16 protein-coding genes and 1 pseudogene are annotated in these 18,192 nt (G+C 49.6%); 4 read left to right on the plus strand and 13 right to left on the minus strand.

Annotated features, from left to right (window positions below):
* Positions 1–62: 62 nt before the first annotated feature.
* From cysK to nifU, 3 genes are read right to left on the minus strand one after another with little or no spacing between them, the layout of a single operon-like run.
* A complete protein-coding gene (cysK, locus tag P771_RS0113155; protein WP_028575499.1) occupies positions 63–986 on the minus strand; it encodes a cysteine synthase A in 924 nt (307 codons plus the stop codon).
* Between the two features lie 19 nt (positions 987–1,005).
* Positions 1,006–2,190 (minus strand): cysteine desulfurase NifS, encoded by a 1,185-nt coding sequence (gene nifS / locus P771_RS0113160; protein ID WP_028575500.1) that lies wholly within the window; start codon positions 2,188–2,190, stop codon positions 1,006–1,008.
* Positions 2,187–3,032 carry a Fe-S cluster assembly protein NifU gene (gene nifU / locus P771_RS0113165; protein WP_028575501.1) on the minus strand — a complete coding sequence of 282 codons (846 nt, stop codon included), beginning with the start codon at positions 3,030–3,032 and terminating at the stop codon, positions 2,187–2,189. Before nifU ends, nifS begins: the two co-directional genes overlap by 4 nt.
* A gap of 444 nt (positions 3,033–3,476) precedes the next feature.
* Here nifU and mgtE point away from each other — a divergent pair, with 444 nt between their 5' ends.
* The 3 genes from mgtE to cfa all read left to right on the plus strand — a co-directional run bounded on the left by mgtE (position 3,477) and on the right by cfa (position 7,585).
* Positions 3,477–4,856 (plus strand): magnesium transporter, encoded by a 1,380-nt coding sequence (gene mgtE, locus P771_RS0113170; protein WP_028575502.1) that lies wholly within the window; start codon positions 3,477–3,479, stop codon positions 4,854–4,856.
* Between the two features lie 276 nt (positions 4,857–5,132).
* On the plus strand, positions 5,133–6,335 hold the full coding sequence (locus P771_RS0113180) for a hypothetical protein (RefSeq protein ID WP_028575503.1): 1,203 nt from the start codon (positions 5,133–5,135) through the stop codon (positions 6,333–6,335).
* A gap of 128 nt (positions 6,336–6,463) precedes the next feature.
* The gene (gene cfa, locus P771_RS0113185; protein WP_035244622.1) at positions 6,464–7,585 is read left to right on the plus strand and encodes a cyclopropane fatty acyl phospholipid synthase; all 1,122 of its coding nucleotides are present in this window, start codon (positions 6,464–6,466) and stop codon (positions 7,583–7,585) included.
* Positions 7,586–7,641: 56 nt separating this feature from the next.
* Here the strand turns inward: cfa and P771_RS17645 are convergent, their stop codons facing one another.
* From P771_RS17645 to P771_RS17650, 4 genes are all read right to left on the minus strand, one after another.
* Positions 7,642–8,796, minus strand: a complete 1,155-nt coding sequence (locus P771_RS17645) for a glycoside hydrolase family 3 N-terminal domain-containing protein (RefSeq protein ID WP_051617339.1) — start codon at positions 8,794–8,796, stop codon at positions 7,642–7,644.
* A gap of 87 nt (positions 8,797–8,883) precedes the next feature.
* The gene (gene arsB / locus P771_RS0113195) at positions 8,884–10,077 is read right to left on the minus strand and encodes an ACR3 family arsenite efflux transporter (RefSeq protein ID WP_028575505.1); all 1,194 of its coding nucleotides are present in this window, start codon (positions 10,075–10,077) and stop codon (positions 8,884–8,886) included.
* An 80-nt stretch (positions 10,078–10,157) separates the two neighbouring features.
* Positions 10,158–10,517 (minus strand): ArsR/SmtB family transcription factor, encoded by a 360-nt coding sequence (locus tag P771_RS0113205; RefSeq protein WP_244147332.1) that lies wholly within the window; start codon positions 10,515–10,517, stop codon positions 10,158–10,160.
* Positions 10,518–10,603: 86 nt separating this feature from the next.
* Entirely contained in the window at positions 10,604–11,290 is a 687-nt protein-coding gene (locus tag P771_RS17650) for a TIGR04282 family arsenosugar biosynthesis glycosyltransferase (protein WP_051617340.1), read from the minus strand.
* Positions 11,291–11,530: 240 nt separating this feature from the next.
* On the opposite strand from P771_RS17650, the gene pgi reads away from it, so the two are divergent.
* Positions 11,531–13,183: a glucose-6-phosphate isomerase gene (gene pgi / locus P771_RS0113215; protein ID WP_028575507.1), complete on the plus strand. Its 1,653-nt coding sequence runs from the start codon at positions 11,531–11,533 to the stop codon at positions 13,181–13,183.
* Positions 13,184–13,300: 117 nt separating this feature from the next.
* Here the strand turns inward: pgi and P771_RS0113220 are convergent, their stop codons facing one another.
* The 6 genes and pseudogenes from P771_RS0113220 to tsoB all read right to left on the minus strand — a co-directional run bounded on the left by P771_RS0113220 (position 13,301) and on the right by tsoB (position 18,186).
* Positions 13,301–14,002, minus strand: coding sequence for a TIGR04283 family arsenosugar biosynthesis glycosyltransferase (locus P771_RS0113220; RefSeq protein ID WP_208595972.1), 702 nt, complete (start codon positions 14,000–14,002; stop codon positions 13,301–13,303).
* On the minus strand, positions 13,999–15,096 hold the full coding sequence (locus tag P771_RS17655) for a (Fe-S)-binding protein (RefSeq protein WP_161635983.1): 1,098 nt from the start codon (positions 15,094–15,096) through the stop codon (positions 13,999–14,001). Before P771_RS17655 ends, P771_RS0113220 begins: the two co-directional genes overlap by 4 nt.
* A 2-nt stretch (positions 15,097–15,098) precedes the next feature.
* Positions 15,099–15,773 carry a TVP38/TMEM64 family protein gene (locus P771_RS0113230; RefSeq protein ID WP_028575508.1) on the minus strand — a complete coding sequence of 225 codons (675 nt, stop codon included), beginning with the start codon at positions 15,771–15,773 and terminating at the stop codon, positions 15,099–15,101.
* 10 nt (positions 15,774–15,783) lie between these two features.
* Positions 15,784–16,101, minus strand: coding sequence for an NEPxGxxU motif selenoprotein TsoC (tsoC, locus tag P771_RS0113235; RefSeq protein WP_332369879.1), 318 nt, complete (start codon positions 16,099–16,101; stop codon positions 15,784–15,786).
* A 76-nt stretch (positions 16,102–16,177) separates the two neighbouring features.
* Positions 16,178–16,384: pseudogene (gene tsoC / locus P771_RS19190) on the minus strand (NEPxGxxU motif selenoprotein TsoC); the annotation flags it as partial.
* 62 nt (positions 16,385–16,446) lie between these two features.
* Positions 16,447–18,186, minus strand: a complete 1,740-nt coding sequence (gene tsoB / locus P771_RS0113245; protein WP_332113278.1) for a rhodanese/DsbD fusion-like selenoprotein TsoB — start codon at positions 18,184–18,186, stop codon at positions 16,447–16,449.
* Positions 18,187–18,192 lie beyond the last annotated feature (6 nt).

Genomic DNA, 18,192 nt, shown 5'->3' on the forward strand with positions numbered 1-18,192 from the left:
GTCAGGCATGCTTCACCATTCTTCTGGGGGTTGAGACTTTACAACAGAAAAAACCGCCTGGATCAGCCTTTGAAAAGTTCAGTACTCAAATACCTTTCTCCTGTATCACAGACAATACATGTGACGAGCTTACCCTGGTTCTCTTTTTTCCTGGCCAGTTCCAGAGCACCATGAACAATGGCCCCGGAAGAAATACCGCACAGGATCCCCTCTTCCTGAATAAGCCTTTTGGCCATGGTCATGGCCTGTTCATTGGTCACCTGAATGACTTCATCAAGAATATCCGTATTGAGGATTCCCGGAATGAATCCGGCCCCGATCCCCTGGATTGAGTGAGGACCAGGGCTTCCTCCGGACAGGACCGCAGAGCTTGCCGGTTCCACTGCCACTACCTTTAACCATGATTTTTTCTCCTTCAGAAAAGTGCCGGCTCCGGTAACTGTCCCTCCAGTGCCAACCCCGGCGACAAAAATATCCACCCGGCCATCGGTGTCTTCCCAGATTTCTGGACCGGTGGTATTGTAATGAACCTCAGGATTGGCCGGATTGTCAAACTGTGCCGGCATGAACCCATTGAGGGTATCAGCCAGAATCTCCCTGGCCCTGTCCACCGCTCCTTTCATCCCTTCAGCCGCAGGAGTCAGAACCAGCCTGGCCCCGAACCCTTTGAGCAGATCTCTTCTTTCCCTGCTCATGCTTTCCGGCATAGTCAAAATAAGATCGTACCCCCGGACCGCACAGACAAAGGCCAGGGCTATTCCTGTATTGCCGCTGGTAGCTTCGATGATCACGCTGTCCGGTTTCAACAATCCTTCTTTTTCAGCAGCCACAATCATATTTAGTCCGATGCGGTCCTTGACTGAAAAACACGGGTTAAAGGCCTCCAGCTTGACTGCCACTCCAGCCCGGCATCCATTGGACACCCTGTTCAGATATACCAGCGGAGTCCGACCCACCAGTTCACACATATTTTTGTAAATCTTCATCATCACTCCCCTGACTTGCTCATTTCTTGTTTGGAAGAACTGGCTCATTACCGGCTGAAAATGGAGACATATCTCTAAGTCTCTGAATTATCCTGGGCAGTCTGTCCAGGACCAGGTCGATTTCCTGGTCGGTTGTATACCTGCTTAAACTGAACCTGATGGAACCATGAACATGGGTGAAGGGCACTCCCATGGCCCTGAGAACATGGGACGGCTCCAGGCTCCCTGATGTACAGGCCGAACCTGAACTGGCGCAAATTCCATCCTGATCCAGCAGGAGCAGGATGGCTTCCCCTTCAACATAACTAAAGGAGATATTCAGGGTGTTGGGCAGGCGGTTGACGTTTTCACCATTGACCCTTGACCTTGGAACCGATTTGAGCAGTTCCTGCTCCAGCCTGTCCCTTAAATCGGCCATCTTTTTGTTCCCTGACTCCAAATGGGTCATGGCCAGTTCCATGGCCTTACCCAGGCCGATGATGCCGGTGGTGTTTTCAGTCCCGGCTCTGCGTCCCCTTTCCTGATGACCGCCCATGATATATGGTCTGAACGGGGACTTTTTCCGGACATACAGGGCCCCCACTCCTTTAGGACCATGGATCTTGTGACCCGACAGAACAAGGTAGTCAACAGGCAAATCATTAAGAGACATGGATATCTTGCCCATGGCCTGGACAGCATCGGTGTGAAACAGAATTCCCCTGTCCCTGGCAGCGGCTGCCATTTCCGGGACGGGGAAAATTACTCCTGTCTCATTGTTGGCATACATTACTGAAACCAGGGCCGTTTCCGGTTGCAGGCTGTCAATATATTCATCCATGTCCAGTCTGCCTTCCTGATCCACTCCCAGGTAAGTGATCCGATATCCCTTACCTTCCAGGTACTTCATAGTACTAAGCACAGCCGGGTGTTCCACCCTGGTGGTGACAAGGTGCTTTTTATCCGGCTGAGCCTGGACTGCAGAAAAAATGGCAGCGTTGTCGGCTTCTGTTCCCCCGGAAGTAAAGACTACTTCTTCAGGCAGACACCCCAGCCCTGCTCCAACCCTTTCTCTGGCCAGGGCTATTTTCTGCTGAACATATCCTCCGAAACTGTGCATGCTGGAGGGGTTTCCGTAATATTCGCCGAAAAAAGGCTGCATCTCCTGGATCACTTCCGGAGCAGTTCTGGTGGTGGCATTATTGTCCAGATAGATTGTCTTCATGAGTCCACCTCCTCCACCGAGATCCCTTCATCCACCCGGTCCTTAAGCTTCTTCTCCACAAAATCCTTGAGAGTAACCTGACTGGAAGGACACCCGGAACAAGCCCCCCTGAGGGCCACCAGCACTTTGGTCTTGTCGATATCAATCAGGTCTATGTCTCCTCCATCCTTTTTCAGGCTGGGCCTGATTTCTTCGTCAATGACTTTAGTGACCAGCTGCATTCTCTGCAGGTTGGTCAGGGGTTTCTTTAGTGCAGACGGTTTTTCCGGAACAGGCTTTTGACCTTTAAGCTCGTCCAGAATCCTTTCTATTTCAGGCAGGCAATCAGTGCAGCCCCCTCCGGCCTTGGTAAAATGGGTCACATCATCAGCGCTGTCCAGCCTGTTTTCCAGGATAGCCTTTCGGATCTGCTCTTCAGTCACTCCAAAACATTCGCAGACCACTTCACCTTCCAGGTCCTGAACAACTGGAGGCAGGCCTTGGAGATTTCTCAAAGCCGCCTCCAGGGCCTGCTGGCCCATGACTGAACAGTGCATCTTCTCCTTGGGCAGACCTCCCAGCTCCCTGGCAATATCTCGGTTGGTTATTTTTGAGGCCTCTTCAACGGTTTTGCCCTTGAGCATTTCAGTCAGTACAGAACTGGAAGCTATGGCGCTTGCACAGCCAAAGGTCTTGAACCTGGCATCCTTGATCCGGCCGGAATCATCCAGTTTAATGAACAGTTTCAGGGCATCTCCGCAGGCCAGGGAGCCTACCTCGCCCACGGCATCGGCATCATCAATGGAGCCTGCATTTCTGGGATTGATGAAATGCTCCTTGACCTTGTCGGTATATTCCCACATATGACCCTCCTTTAAAAATCAGACTATTGGTTGTAACATTGGGTTTACCCCTGCTCAATTCGTCCTTCCTATTTTGTCTAATACTAAGAAATTTAGCTTTATTCCAAAATGCTGGTCAATAAAAATTTGAGATTTTTTCCATTGGTTGCAAAACAAAACTCTTGGTATCAATTTAATCCTTGACAGTTTCATACAACTGCAATTAATTATTCCGCTGTTCATTTTTTTTCAACAACCCTTAACATGGAGTAAAACAGAAAATGGAAGAAGGCAGTAGTTGGCGCTTACTTAGCGCCATTCAACCAAACCGGCTGAATAAAGCCAAGCACCGCCTTGTCGTGAAGAGGCGATCAGGACACCTGCCCTTCGGATAACACCTTCTGATCCGCAGATTCTCCTCCTCCGCCATTTCACCACCCGGCGGCTCATTTACGGAGGAGAACAATGAAAAAGCCCTACATCTATTCCACCATTAGGAAATACCTTGAAAATGGCCAGGATGAGCTGCTCCTGGAATTCTGCAATTCCATCCATCCGGTTGATCTAGCCCATTCCCTTGAATTAGCCCCAATCAACCAGGTAATCGAGGTCATGTCCAGGCTAGGTCCTGAGTACTCGTCCAGACTGCTGGCCGAAGTCAATCCTGGCTATCAGACAAACATCCTGCTTAAACTATCTGATGACGTCTTAAGCAAAATCATCAATGAGATGCGCTCCGACGACCGGGTGGACATGATCCGCAACATCCCGGACGAGCGCAAACAAAGGCTTTTGCAGTTGCTGGCCAGGGCTGAACGCCAGGATATTGTCAAGCTGGAATCATATAAGGAAGGAACCGCAGGAGCCTTGATGACCTCAGAATATGCGGCTCTGCCCAAAGATATCACAGCAGGCGAAGCCATTGACAAGCTCCGAGTGGAGGCTCCTGACAAGGAAACAATCTATTACGCCTACGTAATTGACCAGCACCGAAGGCTCCTGGGAACGGTTTCCCTGCGTGAACTCATCCTGGCCAGGCCTGAGGTCAAAGTTGAAGAGCTGATGCACCCAGATCCGGTCAAAGTTACAGTTCAGGAAGATCAAGAAGAGGTGGCCAGAAAGATCAAGAAGTATGATCTGCTGGCCATTCCTGTGACTAATGGCAATGAGGCCCTGGTGGGCATTGTGACATATGACGACATTCATGATGTCATTGACGATGAAGCCACTGAGGACTTTCACCGTTTCGGGGGTATGACCCACAAGCTGCCTGATCTCAATGTCAGCCTCAAAGACGCAGGCTTTATGACCATGATCCAGAAGCGGCTGCCCTGGCTGCTGGTTCTGGTATTCATGAACATCTTCTCCGGAGCTGGCATAGCCCACTTTGAGGACACCATTGAGGCTGTAGTGGCTCTGGTCTTTTTCCTGCCCCTGCTCATAGACAGCGGGGGTAATGCTGGATCCCAGTCTGCCACCCTCATGGTCAGAGCACTGGCCATTGGCGACGTCAAGCTCAAGGACTGGTTCCGGCTGTTGAGCAAAGAAGTATCCGTGGCCATTGGAATCGGTCTGGCCATGGGATTAGCCGTATCACTCATCGGCATCTTCAGGGCAGGACCTGAAGTAGCTGTTGTAGTGGCCATGACCATGGTCCTGACAGTTTTATTCGGCAGCCTGGTGGGCATGAGCCTGCCCTTTTTGCTGACCAGGTTCAAGATGGATCCAGCCACAGCCAGTGCCCCGCTTATTACCTCCATTGCAGACATCGGTGGCGTGCTCATTTACTTCAGCATTGCCACCTGGTATCTGAGAGATATTATCGCGGCGACCGGAGCTGCTTAATCATCTGCCAGATTCATGGTCCGAACTTTCCAATGGACTGTGAAGGCTCCAACAAAGTGAGGAATCATCTGCTCTGACTGGATCAAGGCATCTCAACGTACAGCCGAGGATACTTAGTCAGCCCTCAACAAAGGCTGCATGGGGTTTAAATGCTTCTTTATCCCCCATGCAGCCTTTGTTTTTCCAAGAGAAAAAATTAATCCTTGAAAATAAACCGTCATAACCTTAGGTTGGAAATACTCATGAAAAAGAATCCCAATATCACAAGGAAACAGCATGTATCTGACTGTAATGGCCCATCGACAGGAACTCTTTGACCTGACCCTTAGCTGGATGAACGATGACTTTCATCCCCGGGACGGAGAACGGATAACCAAGATATTCGTCTATGAGAGTGCCATTTCAACCCTTGCCGCAGAACACATCTTCTCTTTTCTGGGCCGGGTATTCAGCGGACCCTTCAGCACTATGCAGGTGCAACAGAAATCTGCCCTAAGGGAACAAATCATTTCCCACCTTCCGGTCAGGACGCCACGCACAGATGAGCTGGCCAAAAATTTTCAGGAAAACCCCAAGTACTACTTTCCATACCTGCCTGTTAATGCCCGGATCATCCTGGACAGGGACTCCCGCCTGGTGGCCATAGCAAGAATCAAGAGACTGTCCAGAGTTGCGGAAAAAGTGTCCTTCAGGCTGGTGGATGCCCTGTTTAAAGAAATTCAGGCCGAAGCCACCCGACTGGCTGGACAAAGGGCAATGGATGCAGGGGTTCCCCTTAGTGGACTGATCAGCTCTCCAGAAGCAATGCAGGAAGATTTCGTGGCTGCCGAGGAAAACATTGCCCGAAGATTCAGAGATAAAATGGTCAGAATTGATCCCCAGGCCATGATTGTTAATGACATAGTCGGATTCAAGATGGTTGCGGGACAGGAAACCATCGAGAGGATTCCTGAATTGTTGGACTCTGAACAGGGAATTCAGGTTGTAGAGATTGAAAGACATGAAGGAGAATATAACGCTGTCAACCTCCTGATGAACATAGACCTGCCAGAACCAAAAGACCTGAAAGCCCGTCTCGAAGCTGCAGACTGGAACTTTACCCGAATGCGCGGACTAGACCCGGACAAGGTCCGCAGGCAGGCTCTGGAATATATTGATCAAGGCGAATCAACTGTTCAGGTGGAACTTATTCTGACAACTCCTGAAGAGCTGATGGAGGCTGAGTTTGGCCGCTCCATCCATGAACTGAGGATTCTAAGGATGCGTCACAGGCAGGCGTACAGCGGCCCGCTGGGGCAAAATGCCGGCTATCTCATTGAATACCTGCTCACCCTTGCCTCATCACCCACTGTATTCATTCCTGAGCTGCCCATTAAAATGTATGGACGCTACCTTCCTGAAGAGATTTCTGCCCTGAAACACACCCTGTTCAACAGCACCGTAGACAACGGACCTCTGGGAACCTTCAGTTTCCGTTAAGCCATTCTGCCTGGGATGAGTCAGGAGTCGTTCCCCTGAATGACCCATTTCCTGTTAATAAAACTAGCTAGGTAAATAAAGCAGCCCATCTTCAAGAGACTCTACTAGCTGTATCAAGGAGCAAAATCATGGCAGCAAAGACTGTAAAAACGCTGCTTGGAAACGCAGGCGTCCTAGTCAACGGCCCCAATCCCTGGGATATCCAGGTTCATGATGAACGCTGGTACAAACGTGTCTACAACCAAAGAAACCTTGGACTGGGAAAATCTTACATGGACGGTTGGTGGGATTGTAAAAGACTGGATGTTATGTTTTTCAAGTTGCTGCAGGCAGGTTTGCACCACAATACTCCAAAAAGGCTCAGATATCTGCTCAAGCTTCTGCCAGGCATGCTATTCAACCTGCAAACAATTATGCGCAGCAGGATCATAGCTGAGAAACACTATGACTTGGGAAACGACCTGTTTTTTTCCTTTCTGGACCCCTATCTTCAATACAGTTGTGCTTTTTTTCAAGACACGCAAGACCTGAACGAAGCCCAGCATAATAAACTTCAGTTAATCTCCAGCAAGCTCAACCTCCAGCAAAAAGACCATTTGCTGGACATAGGCTGCGGCTGGGGGGGACTTCTCAAGCACATAACTGAACGTCATGCCTGCCAGGGAACAGGAGTCAATATCTCCAGTCGCCAACTGAACCATGCCCGAAAATTCTGCAAAGAGCTGCCCGTAAAGTTCAAAGATCAGGACTATCGTTTCATAACAGGCCAGTATGAAAAGATTGTTTCCGTTGGCATGTTTGAGCATGTAGGTCACAAGAATTACCGGACTTTTATGAAGGTTGTCCATGACTGCCTGAAAAAAGAAGGAATATTCCTTCTTCATACCATAGGAGCCAACAGATCCAAACGAAGCTGTGATCCTTGGATCACCAAGTATATTTTTCCCAACGGCATGTTGCCTTCAATAATGCAGATATCCAAATCCATAGAAGGACTGTTCATAATTGAAGATGTTCACAATCTGGGTCCGAATTACGACAAGACCCTCATGGCCTGGAACAACAACTTCCAGCAGACATGGCCCGACTTGAGCAAGAATAATCCAAAGTACGATAAGCGATTCAAAAGAATGTGGGAGTACTACCTGCTTTCTTGCGCAGGAGCCTTCAGGGCAAGGGATATCCAGGTCTGGCAACTAGTCATGACCCACGATCATCCTGGAAGAAAACAGCCAGAATGCAGATTTTAAGATGTCTTCATCCGGCAGTGAAAACTAAGAAAAAGTCCTCAAACAAAAGTCGGCAGCTACTCCAAACAAAATGAGCAATCACTTTCAACCGGGGGCCTTAGCCTGGACTTGAGTTCAGCTATTCTCTCATAAGACTCATCAATCCTGCTCTTACTTATTCTGCCTTGGTCAACCAGATTCACTATTGTTTGAATACTTCTTTTTGCAATATCCGGCTCATGGACCAAGCTGTTGCCAAACATTATCATATCCACACCTGCCAGAACAGCTCTTTCCAGGATCTTGTCCAGTGAATAATTGTCCTGCATGGCCTCACTCAGCATATCATCAGATATTACCACTTTGTCAAAACCGAGCTTTTGACGCAGCACCCCGTTGATTGTCCTTTCCGACAAACTGGCTGGCCATTCAGGATCAAGGTGAGTGTTGTAATAATGCCCAATCATGACCAGGTCACATCCAGGGTCCTGAATAAGCTCTTGAAATACAGAGAGTTCCCTGTCATCCCAGGACTTGGAGATATCAGGAAAACCTTTATAGGAACCGTGAAGTTCTTCCGGGATGCCAGGGAAATACTTTACTGCTGTGAGCACCCTGAAAACTCGATAGGCATTGATCACTTCCCAGGCATGGTTAAGAACAACATCTGGATCCTGGGAAAAAAACCTGTCCTGGAAGTGCAGTTCATTCTTTGACTGGGCTGGACCCAGGTTTACCAGTGGAGCCAGATTCAGATTAAAACCCAGATCTGATATGTACTGTGCAGAATCAAGGGCGCTTTTCATGGTCAGGCTGATATTGTCATTTTCACCAAGATAACCTTGAGCTAATGACCTGTTAAAACCAAGCCCTTCCTTGAGGGTAGTAAACTCTCCACCCTCGTGGCTGACCGCTATAAGCAGCCTGTCTCCACCAGGCAGGTTTCTCAAGCTTGCAGTCATTTCTCTCAACCAGGCCGACGAATCAGAGCTGTTTTCTGTCTCTTTTGGCCATGCTTCATCTTCAAGTAACACCACGCCGCCGATGCCATAGTCGACAATGTCCCTGACAACCGGATTATCATCAGCCACTTTAAAGCCAGTAATCCCGACCATGATCATTTGACCGACCTTTTGCTCAAGGGTTTTCGCCCCCGCCTCCCCAGGCAGAATCATGGCCATAACTATAGTTATGGCCATAAGCCCCAGTCTGAAGTATTTTAACCTGTTCATCTTGAATCTGACCGAACTATACCTGTATCAAAGTGGAAGTTGTGATACTCCCTGTCAAAAGCTGTACCAGGGTACAGTTCTTGACGGCTATTTTCTGGTCATTGTTTCTGAAACCCGTTGTCCGGCCTGGCAGGCCCGGCCTGCACCCCCGAAAGTTTCAGTTTCCAGGCCATCATCCCGGACCACGTTCCCAAACACCTTTCTTAAGAAATACAGGCTGACATGGACCAGACCGATGAGTACCGGAACCTCCACCAAAGGTCCCACCACCGTAGCAAAGGCAATGGGCGAAGCAATGCCGAAGACCGCAATGGCCACGGCAATAGCCAGCTCAAAGTTATTGCCCGAAGCAGTAAAGGCCAGAGTGGCGCTGCGGCTGTAATCAGCGCCCAGCTTGGAGGCCATGAAAAAGCTTATCAAAAACATGAACACAAAGTAACAGGTCAAGGGCACAGCGATCCAGATAACATCCAGGGGCCGGTAAATAATCTGCTCACCCTGCATGCTGAACATGACCACAATGGTGAAAAGTAGAGCAATCAGGGTAATAGGGGATATCTTAGGGATGAATACACTGTCATACCACTGATGCCCCTTAATGGGCAGCAGGATCACCCGGCTCAGGATCCCGGCCCCGAACGGAATGCCCAGATAGATCATGACGCTGGCGAAGATCTCACCGATGGTCACGTCCACAACAATACCTTCCAATCCAAAAAAGGGCGGCAGGACAGTGATGAACACCCAGGCATAAAACCCAAAAGTCACAATCTGAAACACACTGTTCAGAGCCACCAACCCGGCTGCGTATTCACTGTTACCTTTAGCCAGAGTATTCCAGACCAGGACCATGGCAATGCATCTGGCAATTCCCACCAGAATGAGCCCAACCATATAGTATCCCCAGCGTTCATCAGGGCCAAACAGGGCCGGAGCCACAAATCCAAAAAAGCCCACAGCCAGGGTAAACATGAGGATGGGTCCTATGATCCAGTTCTGGACCAAAGAAAGACCCAGGATCTTAAAATCTGAGAAAACCCTGGGCATAAGTTCGTATTTGACCTTGGCCAGAGGCGGATACATCATCAGAATCAGACCAAAGGCTATAAGCAGATTGGTGTGCTCGCCCACAGTTAATACTTCATTAAAGCTCTCCACCGGCCCCTTGAAAAAAAATCCGATGAGAACTCCCAGGACCATGGCTGCGAATATCCAGACCGTTAAATACCGGTCCAGCAATGACATTTTTTGGCTGATTCTATCAGACTTGTGCTTATCCATATTTTTTGACCACCTTGAACTGGTTTTCATCCGGAAACCAGTATTTCCAGCATCCGGAAACAGTTTTCAAATTAAACTTTTTACTCCTGGTCACAGGGACCAGCTTTTTTCCTGCACAGCTCCTCCACCTGAATGGCAGTGATCTCATCCAGCCGGACTCTATCTGCTTCAATCTCTGGACTGGGCATGAGATCAGCTTCAATCCACAACTTGAGTTTCACCGGAAAATCACTGGCCAGGCTGTAGTATACCCAGCGTCCGTCTTTCCTGCTCTCCACCAGCCCTGCATTCTGCAGGACCCCCATATGCCGGGATACCGTGGCCATGGCCAGGCCCAGAAGCTCAGTTATCTGGCAGACACACAGCTCAGGGAATCTTGACAGGGCTGCAATTATTCGCAGCCGGTTGCCGTCGGCCAGAGCCTTGGTTTGTTGAAGCATCCTGATCATAATTTTATATTTGCACAATTAGCTAAATAAGTAATTTATAAATGTCCACATTACCAAAGTCAAGCCCGGATTAAGTATCAAAACAGGCCATACCTGCCTATCAATTCCTCCACAGCCCTGTTCAAACCGCCAGGTCTGTCAAGTTCGATTCCCTCACGGATCAGAATAAATTTTAAATCATCCACAGTATCCACATCTCTGAGACAGGGAAGAATAAAGCTCTTCAGGTTATTATCCTCCACAATTTCCATAGTTCGGCTGAAAACATCAGGTCCGCTCCAGCTAATATCCTGAAAAAAAACTGGGCTATAAGCGTCCTGGCTCATGCCCAGCAGATAGTATCCACCGTCTCTGGCAGGTCCAACCACTACATCATTACTTTCAAGCCGCTGGATGGCAGTTTTCATATATCCCATGGACAAGTGGGGCAAATCACTGCCAACAAGGACAACCCTTTTAAATCCCATGCCAAAAACACGTTCAAAGCAGCCCATCATGTTTAGACCAAGATCATCACCATCCTGGACCACAAACCTGTAGCCCGACCCAAGCCATTTTTTATAATCATGGACAGGGCGATCAGGATGACAGCTGAGCACCACTTCATATCCAACCGACTTGCAGGACTCCATCAATCTAAGAACAAACCCTCTGTAAAGCCTGGCAGCCTGGCTCATCCCAATCACCCTGCCAAGCCTGGTTTTGACTCTGCCCGGCTCTGGATACTTGAGCATTACTGCCAGGCAGGTATTTTGCTCTTTCATGCAAGCACTTCTCCATGAAGATATGCCATTGATGGAATTTCCAACATTTTTCCCTTAAGGACCATCCGAAATTCTAATGAACCATCAGGACCGACTTAACAGCCCCATTCACTTTTCTAAATCCAAGAATTACCTAAGGGCTTAACAAACTGCAAGTTGTTAATTTTTTTGCATTGCCAAGGACTTGTTTCTAAGAGATAGTTAAGAGTGATCAACGCCAGAAAACCAAGGAGATTTTTAATGTCCAAGCCAACCCAGACCCAGGCCTGGCCCAAGCTGCAAAAGCATTTCCAGCAGATTAAAGAACAACACATGCAAGACATGTTTGCCAAAGACAGTAAAAGGTTTTCAAATTACTCTCTCCAGGCAGGACAGGTATTTCTGGATTATTCAAAAAACAGGATCAACCAGGAAACAATGAAACTTTTGTTTTCCCTGGCCAGGGATATGGATCTGGAGCCACGAATCCAGGCCATGTTCAATGGAGAAAAGATAAATTTCACAGAACACCGCAGTGTCCTGCATATAGCACTTCGCAACAGGTCAAACCGGGCCATAATGGTGGACGGCCAGGACGTGATGCCGGAAGTGAACAGGGTCCTGGATAAGATGAGCAGTTTTTCATCCAGGGTCAGACAGGGCCGGTGGCAAGGCTGGACAAAAAAGCCCATCAAAGACGTGGTCAATATCGGCATCGGCGGCTCGGATCTGGGCCCCAAGATGGTCACAAAAGCCCTGTCAGCTTATGCCAAACCAGGCTTAAACATCCACTTTGTATCCAATGTGGACCCGGCCCACCTGGAAAATACTCTGGCAACACTGGACCAGCAAACCACTCTGTTCATCATAGCTTCCAAAACCTTCACAACTCAGGAGACCATGTTCAACGCCACCAGGGCCAGGGAATGGTTTTTAAAAGGGGCAATGGATGAAATGCATATCCCGGCCCATTTTGTAGCAGTATCCACCAACACCTCCAGGGTCCGGGAGTTTGGAATCGATCCTGAAAACATGTTCTCCTTCTGGGACTGGGTTGGGGGAAGATTTTCCCTGTGGTCGGCCATCGGCCTGCCCATAGCCCTGTCCATTGGGATGGATAGCTTTATAGAACTGCTCTCAGGAGCCCATGAAATGGACGAACATTTCAGAAACTCCCCCTTGGAACAAAACATGCCGGCTGTCATGGGGATGCTTGGAATCTGGTACTCAGATTTCTTCAAGGCTCAGACCCATGCTCTTTTGCCTTACAGCCAGTATCTGGAAGAGTTCCCCGCCTATATGCAGCAGGCTGAAATGGAAAGTAACGGAAAGTCCGTGACCCTTGATGGCCAGCAGACCGACTATGAAACCGCGCCGGTGATCTGGGGCGAACCCGGCACAAATGGCCAGCACGCTTTTTTCCAGCTCCTGCACCAGGGGACAAGGCTTGTGCCCTGCGACTTCATAATCTTTGCCCGTCAGCCCAACCATCATCCCAAACAGCATAGACTTTTGCTGGCCAATTACCTGGCCCAGACAGAAGCCATGATGACCGGCAGGACAAAGGCCCAGGTTCTAAAAGAGATGCAGGCTGGCAAAAGACCGGGAAAAGAAATAAGCCATCTTCTTCCCCACAGAGTGTTCCCCGGAAACAGGCCTTCCAACTCCATCATGCTGCCTGAACTCACTCCCAAAAGCCTCGGAGCACTCATTGCTCTGTATGAGCACAAGATTTTTGTCCAGGGAGCAGTCTGGAACATAAACTCTTTTGACCAGTGGGGTGTGGAGCTGGGCAAGGAACTGGCCAGAGTCATTGAGCCTGAATTGGAGGATGATCTGGAGGTTTCAAGTCATGATCCTTCCACCAACGGCCTGATTAATGTCTGGAAAGCAATGTCCAGAAACAAAGTTTAAACCTTTTTTAAAGAATCAACCCTTCCTGAGCTCCCCTGTCGCGGACAGGTCAATCCAGGCTGGGGCCGTTTTTAGTCAGCACAAGAACCCGGCCAGAACTGGCCATGATCTCCAGTCTTACCTGTAAAAACTTGAAATCCTGTCTGCAGATACTTTGCAGTGATACATGATTCTAATCAGCCAGTTTCTCAATGTACAGTAAAGAGGCCCCTCTCTTTCCCAGCGTCTGTCAGAAGTCTTGACCCTTTCCGGAAGAATTTCGATTTTTCCTCCTGACTTTTTGATCCTGGTCATGAACTCCAGATCCTCCATAATGGGAATGTCTTTAAAACCTCCAATCTTATAAAAATAATCCCTGCGAACAAATATCCCCTGATCTCCGTACGGCACTCTGGTCCACCTGGAACGCAGATTAGCAACCTGCTCAACCAATTTGAGAAATGGCCTTTCAGAGGTTATACCCAGGGAAAAGGATCCGCCAACAATATTTTCATCTTTTAGTGCGCTTGGAATGAGCTGGGCGGAATTGGCCGGAAGTCTGGTGTCTGCATGGACAAATAAAAGGACCTGGGCCGTGGCCTGGCCTGCTCCGGCATTCATCTGCCTGGCTCTGCCCTTGTCAGAAGCAAGCGTAGATATGCCTGGAACATCCAGAGCTTTCCGGGTCTCCTCGTCCGGACTGCCGTCAACAACAATAATCTCATGTCTGTCCACAGGAAAAATATCCACCAGATGGCGGACAAAGGCATTGATTCCGGCCTGTTCCCTGAAAACCGGGACAATAACGGATATTTCCATGACTTGTCTGGACTGGCTCACTGGCAATTCTCCGGCTTTGACACTTCCCTGATGAACCGGAATTTAAGCCTCAGCCTGTTCCAATAGGTCCAGGGCGATTTTACCTGGCTTGTATTACCAGCCAGGGCCTTTTCCGGATGAATCAGAAAGTCAATCAAATGAACGGCCTTGATCCCGGCAAGTCTGAGATAATCGGTGCAACCTGCGCAATAAGTGAGCACCAGGTCATCACCGGCCTGGTCCTTGCGTACCCTGCCCCATGCCAGAGCCATATCCCTGTTCAAAAACCCCACTGCCCCGCCCTCCCCGCAGCACAAGGTGCAGGCAAAATTATCTGGAAATTCTTCACAAATCAGGCCTGATTCAGCAAGATAGTCACGTATTCCGGCCTGAACTCCTGGAAAAAACCGTAAGGCACAGGAATCATGCAGACGGAGTTTGTGTTTAGGGGCTTTTTCATGAGCCAGCCTCATTCCTGGCAGAACCTCCCAGGCCATTCTGATCGACAATTTGGGAGCACAGACCTGGAACAGGGAATAACAGCTGGGGCAGGCCGTGATTATCTGCCTGACTCCCTGAACATGAAGCCTTTCCAGCATCCTTTGCAAACGTTTTTCAACCAGGACTGTATTGCCCAGATCATGGGAAGGTCTGCAGCAGCAATCCAGAACCACTCCTAATCCGGGCATATACCTCTTAAGCTCAATAAACAATGCCCAGGTGGCATCCGGTCTGGTTCCGGCCAGGGCACAGCCGGGAAAAAACACACTTTCGCTGGTCCGGGAAGGCTTATACCAGGATAAAAGGGCTGAACTATTCAGCCGCTCATAGAGCAAAAGACGCCAGTATTTTCTGAGTATTGCCGGACTGCGGGTCAGGGACTCCCTGCGCATGGCCAGGAACATGCCGGCAGGATCAACCCCCACCGGGCATACACCTGTGCACAGACTGCACAGGCTGCACTCAAAAGGATCTGTCCGGGACTCATGGTTCAGAACAGAACGGGCAATATCCCCTGGAAGGCCCCACTTCTTCAAAAAAGAACAGTTTTCAGAGCAAAGCCCACAGAGCTCGCATCTTCCAAGGACTTGGCTGGCCAGTTCCGGCAAAGCCACTATCAAGACTCCCCTTTAATCCTCTTGACCAGCTTTGGCAGGTAAAGGGAAAAGCCGAGCAAGGCCAAAGACAAAAACACCTGCCAGGAAAGCAGTCCCCACCAGTCACCTGAAAGCCAGACATTTCTGATGGTCCCTATGAAAAAGGTGAAGATAAAGGTTCCCACAATAATGCCCAGGCCTGTCCCGGCAAAATAATCCCAGAACCTGACTCTGGTCAGGCCCATGCCGAAATTCATTGGTGTAAACGGAAAATAGACCAGACGAAGATACAAGACTGTGGCAAACCCGTTACGTTCAATGGCCTGATCATACCTGGCCAGCCTGCCCTTGATCAGGGAAGCAGCAAAGTCGCGCCCAAGGTATCTGGCAATGAAGAATGCTCCAGAGGCTCCCAGCATGGCTCCGAACCAGACATAGACAAACCCGAAGTATGGTCCAAATATGGCTGCACCAATTCCGGTAAGCACAGTACCGGGAATGAACAGGCACACCCCGGCAGCGTAAAGAATGATAAAAGATACCGGCGCCCAGAACCCGGCTTCCTCCACCAGTTCGGTCAGCGCCCTGGGAGAAAAGAATCCGCTGACAGGACTGAACCTGACCAGATAAACGGCCAGCAGGATGAACATAAGAAATAAAAAAGCCTTGATCAGGTAATTATGCTGTCCAGTCACGACCTTCTCCCTACCTGCCCAGCAGACGGCCCAGAATACCCTTTGGAGCAGGATCAGGCGGTTCCAGGCCAAGGTGTTTGCAGATAACCTTTTCCAGTTCGTATTGATCGATTCCGCTTCCTTCAACCACTATATCATCTCCAACCATGACCGCTGGAGCAACTGGAAGGTCCAGTTCAAAGTATTCGTCTGTCTGATAGTCAGCAATGGGTTTGGAAGTAGTTTCAATCTGGATATCGTATTTCTCACCCAGCCTGGGCATCATTTTCAGAAAGCCCTTTCACGGCTTTCCACTTGGCTCATTAAGAAAAAAATGGACCTTCAACATTTCATTTTTCTCCCTGTATTAAAAGATTCAGCTGAATATTTTTCCGGTCAGCTTCGGCCCAGGTACTGATAATTTATCAATTCCCAAGCCTTGCCCTGATGGCTTTCTCCAGATCATGCTGCTGGATGTCTTGACCCTGCACCAGCACTTCCTGGCCGATCATTATGGCTGGAGCCACAGGAAGTTTGCTTTCTTGATATTTAAGGTTTCTATATTCACTAAACGGTTTGGAAACCACATTGATTTGTACAGGATATTTTTTGTCCAGACCGGACATCATTTCTTTGAAATGGCGTCAGGTTTTGCCCATGGGCTCATTTAAAAAGAATGTTACACTGAGCATGATCAACCCCTAGTTGTTTGCAATGCATTCTGCATCAGTCCCAAAAAACGTTCCGGCGGCATATAGTCAATAACCCGCAAATCTTTCATTTCCATTCCGTCCGGGGACAGGAAGATGACCGTGGGCACACCGGGCACTCTGTATTTTTCCACCAGGTATTCGTGAAGAGGCACTCCTCCTCTGGTAAGGTCCACCTTGATGCTGACGAACTCCCTGGAAAGCTCCACCACGTCAGGATCGTGGAAAGTCTCATTCTCCAGACGTCTGCAGGGCGCGCACCAGTCTGCGTAAAAATCCAGGATCACCGGCCTGTTCTCCATCATGGCCTGTTCCAGGAGTTCCTCAGAATAATTCTTCCAGTCCACTCCCGGACCCTTGAAAATCCATGATCCAACCAGAAACAGGGCTGTAAACAATCCCACCAGGATTACAGCCGACTTCATCCAGTAAAACCCTTTGAATCCAGCAACCGTCCTGTCCAGTATGGACAGATGCACTACTGCGGCCAGCAGTACTCCAGCCATCATCAGCAGTCCGATCATTTCTCCGGCCAGGGGCCTGAGAAAATAAACGGCCATGCCAACCAGGACCCAACCCAGGAGCTTACGCACCCAGAGCATCCATTCTCCGGAACGGGGCAGGCTTTGCAGCCTGCCAGAAAACACAGCCAGAAAAAATAGAGGTGTTCCCAGTCCCAGGCTTAAAAAGAAAAAAATCAGAAAGCCCATGACAGGACTGCCCATGGCTGCCACCCAGGCCAAAAGACCAAGTATAAAGGGCCCGATGCAGGGTGCGGCAACAACTCCGATGGTCAGCCCCATAAACAGGCTGCCAAAATAACCCCCAAAAGATTTGGATGCCGCCTTGTTCAGGGAGGCTGGCATCTGCAGCTCCCAGAAACCGAACATGCTCAGGGCAAAGACAATCAGAATCATGGCTAGTCCGCACAAAACCAGCGGATTCTGGAGAAGACCGCCCATTAGCCCGCCAGTCAGGGCTGCGGCCACTCCAAGAATAGAATTGGTCAGGGCCAGACCTCCAATATACAAAAGACCGTGAACAACAAGCCTGCCCCGGCTCTGGCCGCTTCTGCCTCCGAAAAATGAAACCGTTATTGGAATCAGGGGATACACACATGGAGTCAGATTCAGGGCCAGACCTCCCAGAAAGACGCCCAGAAGCGTGCCCAGCAGGGCCAGGCCAGAAAGGGGACCTGGAGGTTCAGGAGGCAGAGACTGGATGGGGCGGTCCGGATCAGCTCTTTCAACCGGAAAACCAAGCTGTTCCCATTCCTCAAATCCCAGGGGATCACGAAGCACTTGTTCATAACCTAGATTAACAGCCACCCGGGCTGCAGAGTCACTGATGACTCAATCCAGGCCGTCTCAGTAAAAGACAATGGGCCGGGACTTGTCCTCCCCCAGAAACTCCCTCATTTCGCCGCGTTTTCGCCAGCGGTCCCACCACGTGGGGTCCATGGAGAAATTATCTGCGCCCTGAATGTGACCAAGCCGATATTCCCAGCTCTGCCTGGTGTCGACTATGAGCAGATCTGGATCGGTCTGATAAAGCTCCCAGAGACCATGGGTGTCCACCAGTTCGTACCCGCCCTGTCTGGCTTCCTGAAGGGCGGTTTCCCATGAACCCTGATAGACTGGTTCTGGCCTGTTGGTCAGCCACAAAGCCAGCCCTGCCAATCCTATGGCCAGCCCTACAAACAAAATAGTCTGTTTTGGCTTCATCCCAGT

Origin of the sequence: Desulfonatronovibrio hydrogenovorans DSM 9292 (genome assembly GCF_000686525.1) — a bacterium.
Taxonomy (GTDB): Bacteria; Desulfobacterota; Desulfovibrionia; order Desulfovibrionales; family Desulfonatronovibrionaceae; genus Desulfonatronovibrio; species Desulfonatronovibrio hydrogenovorans.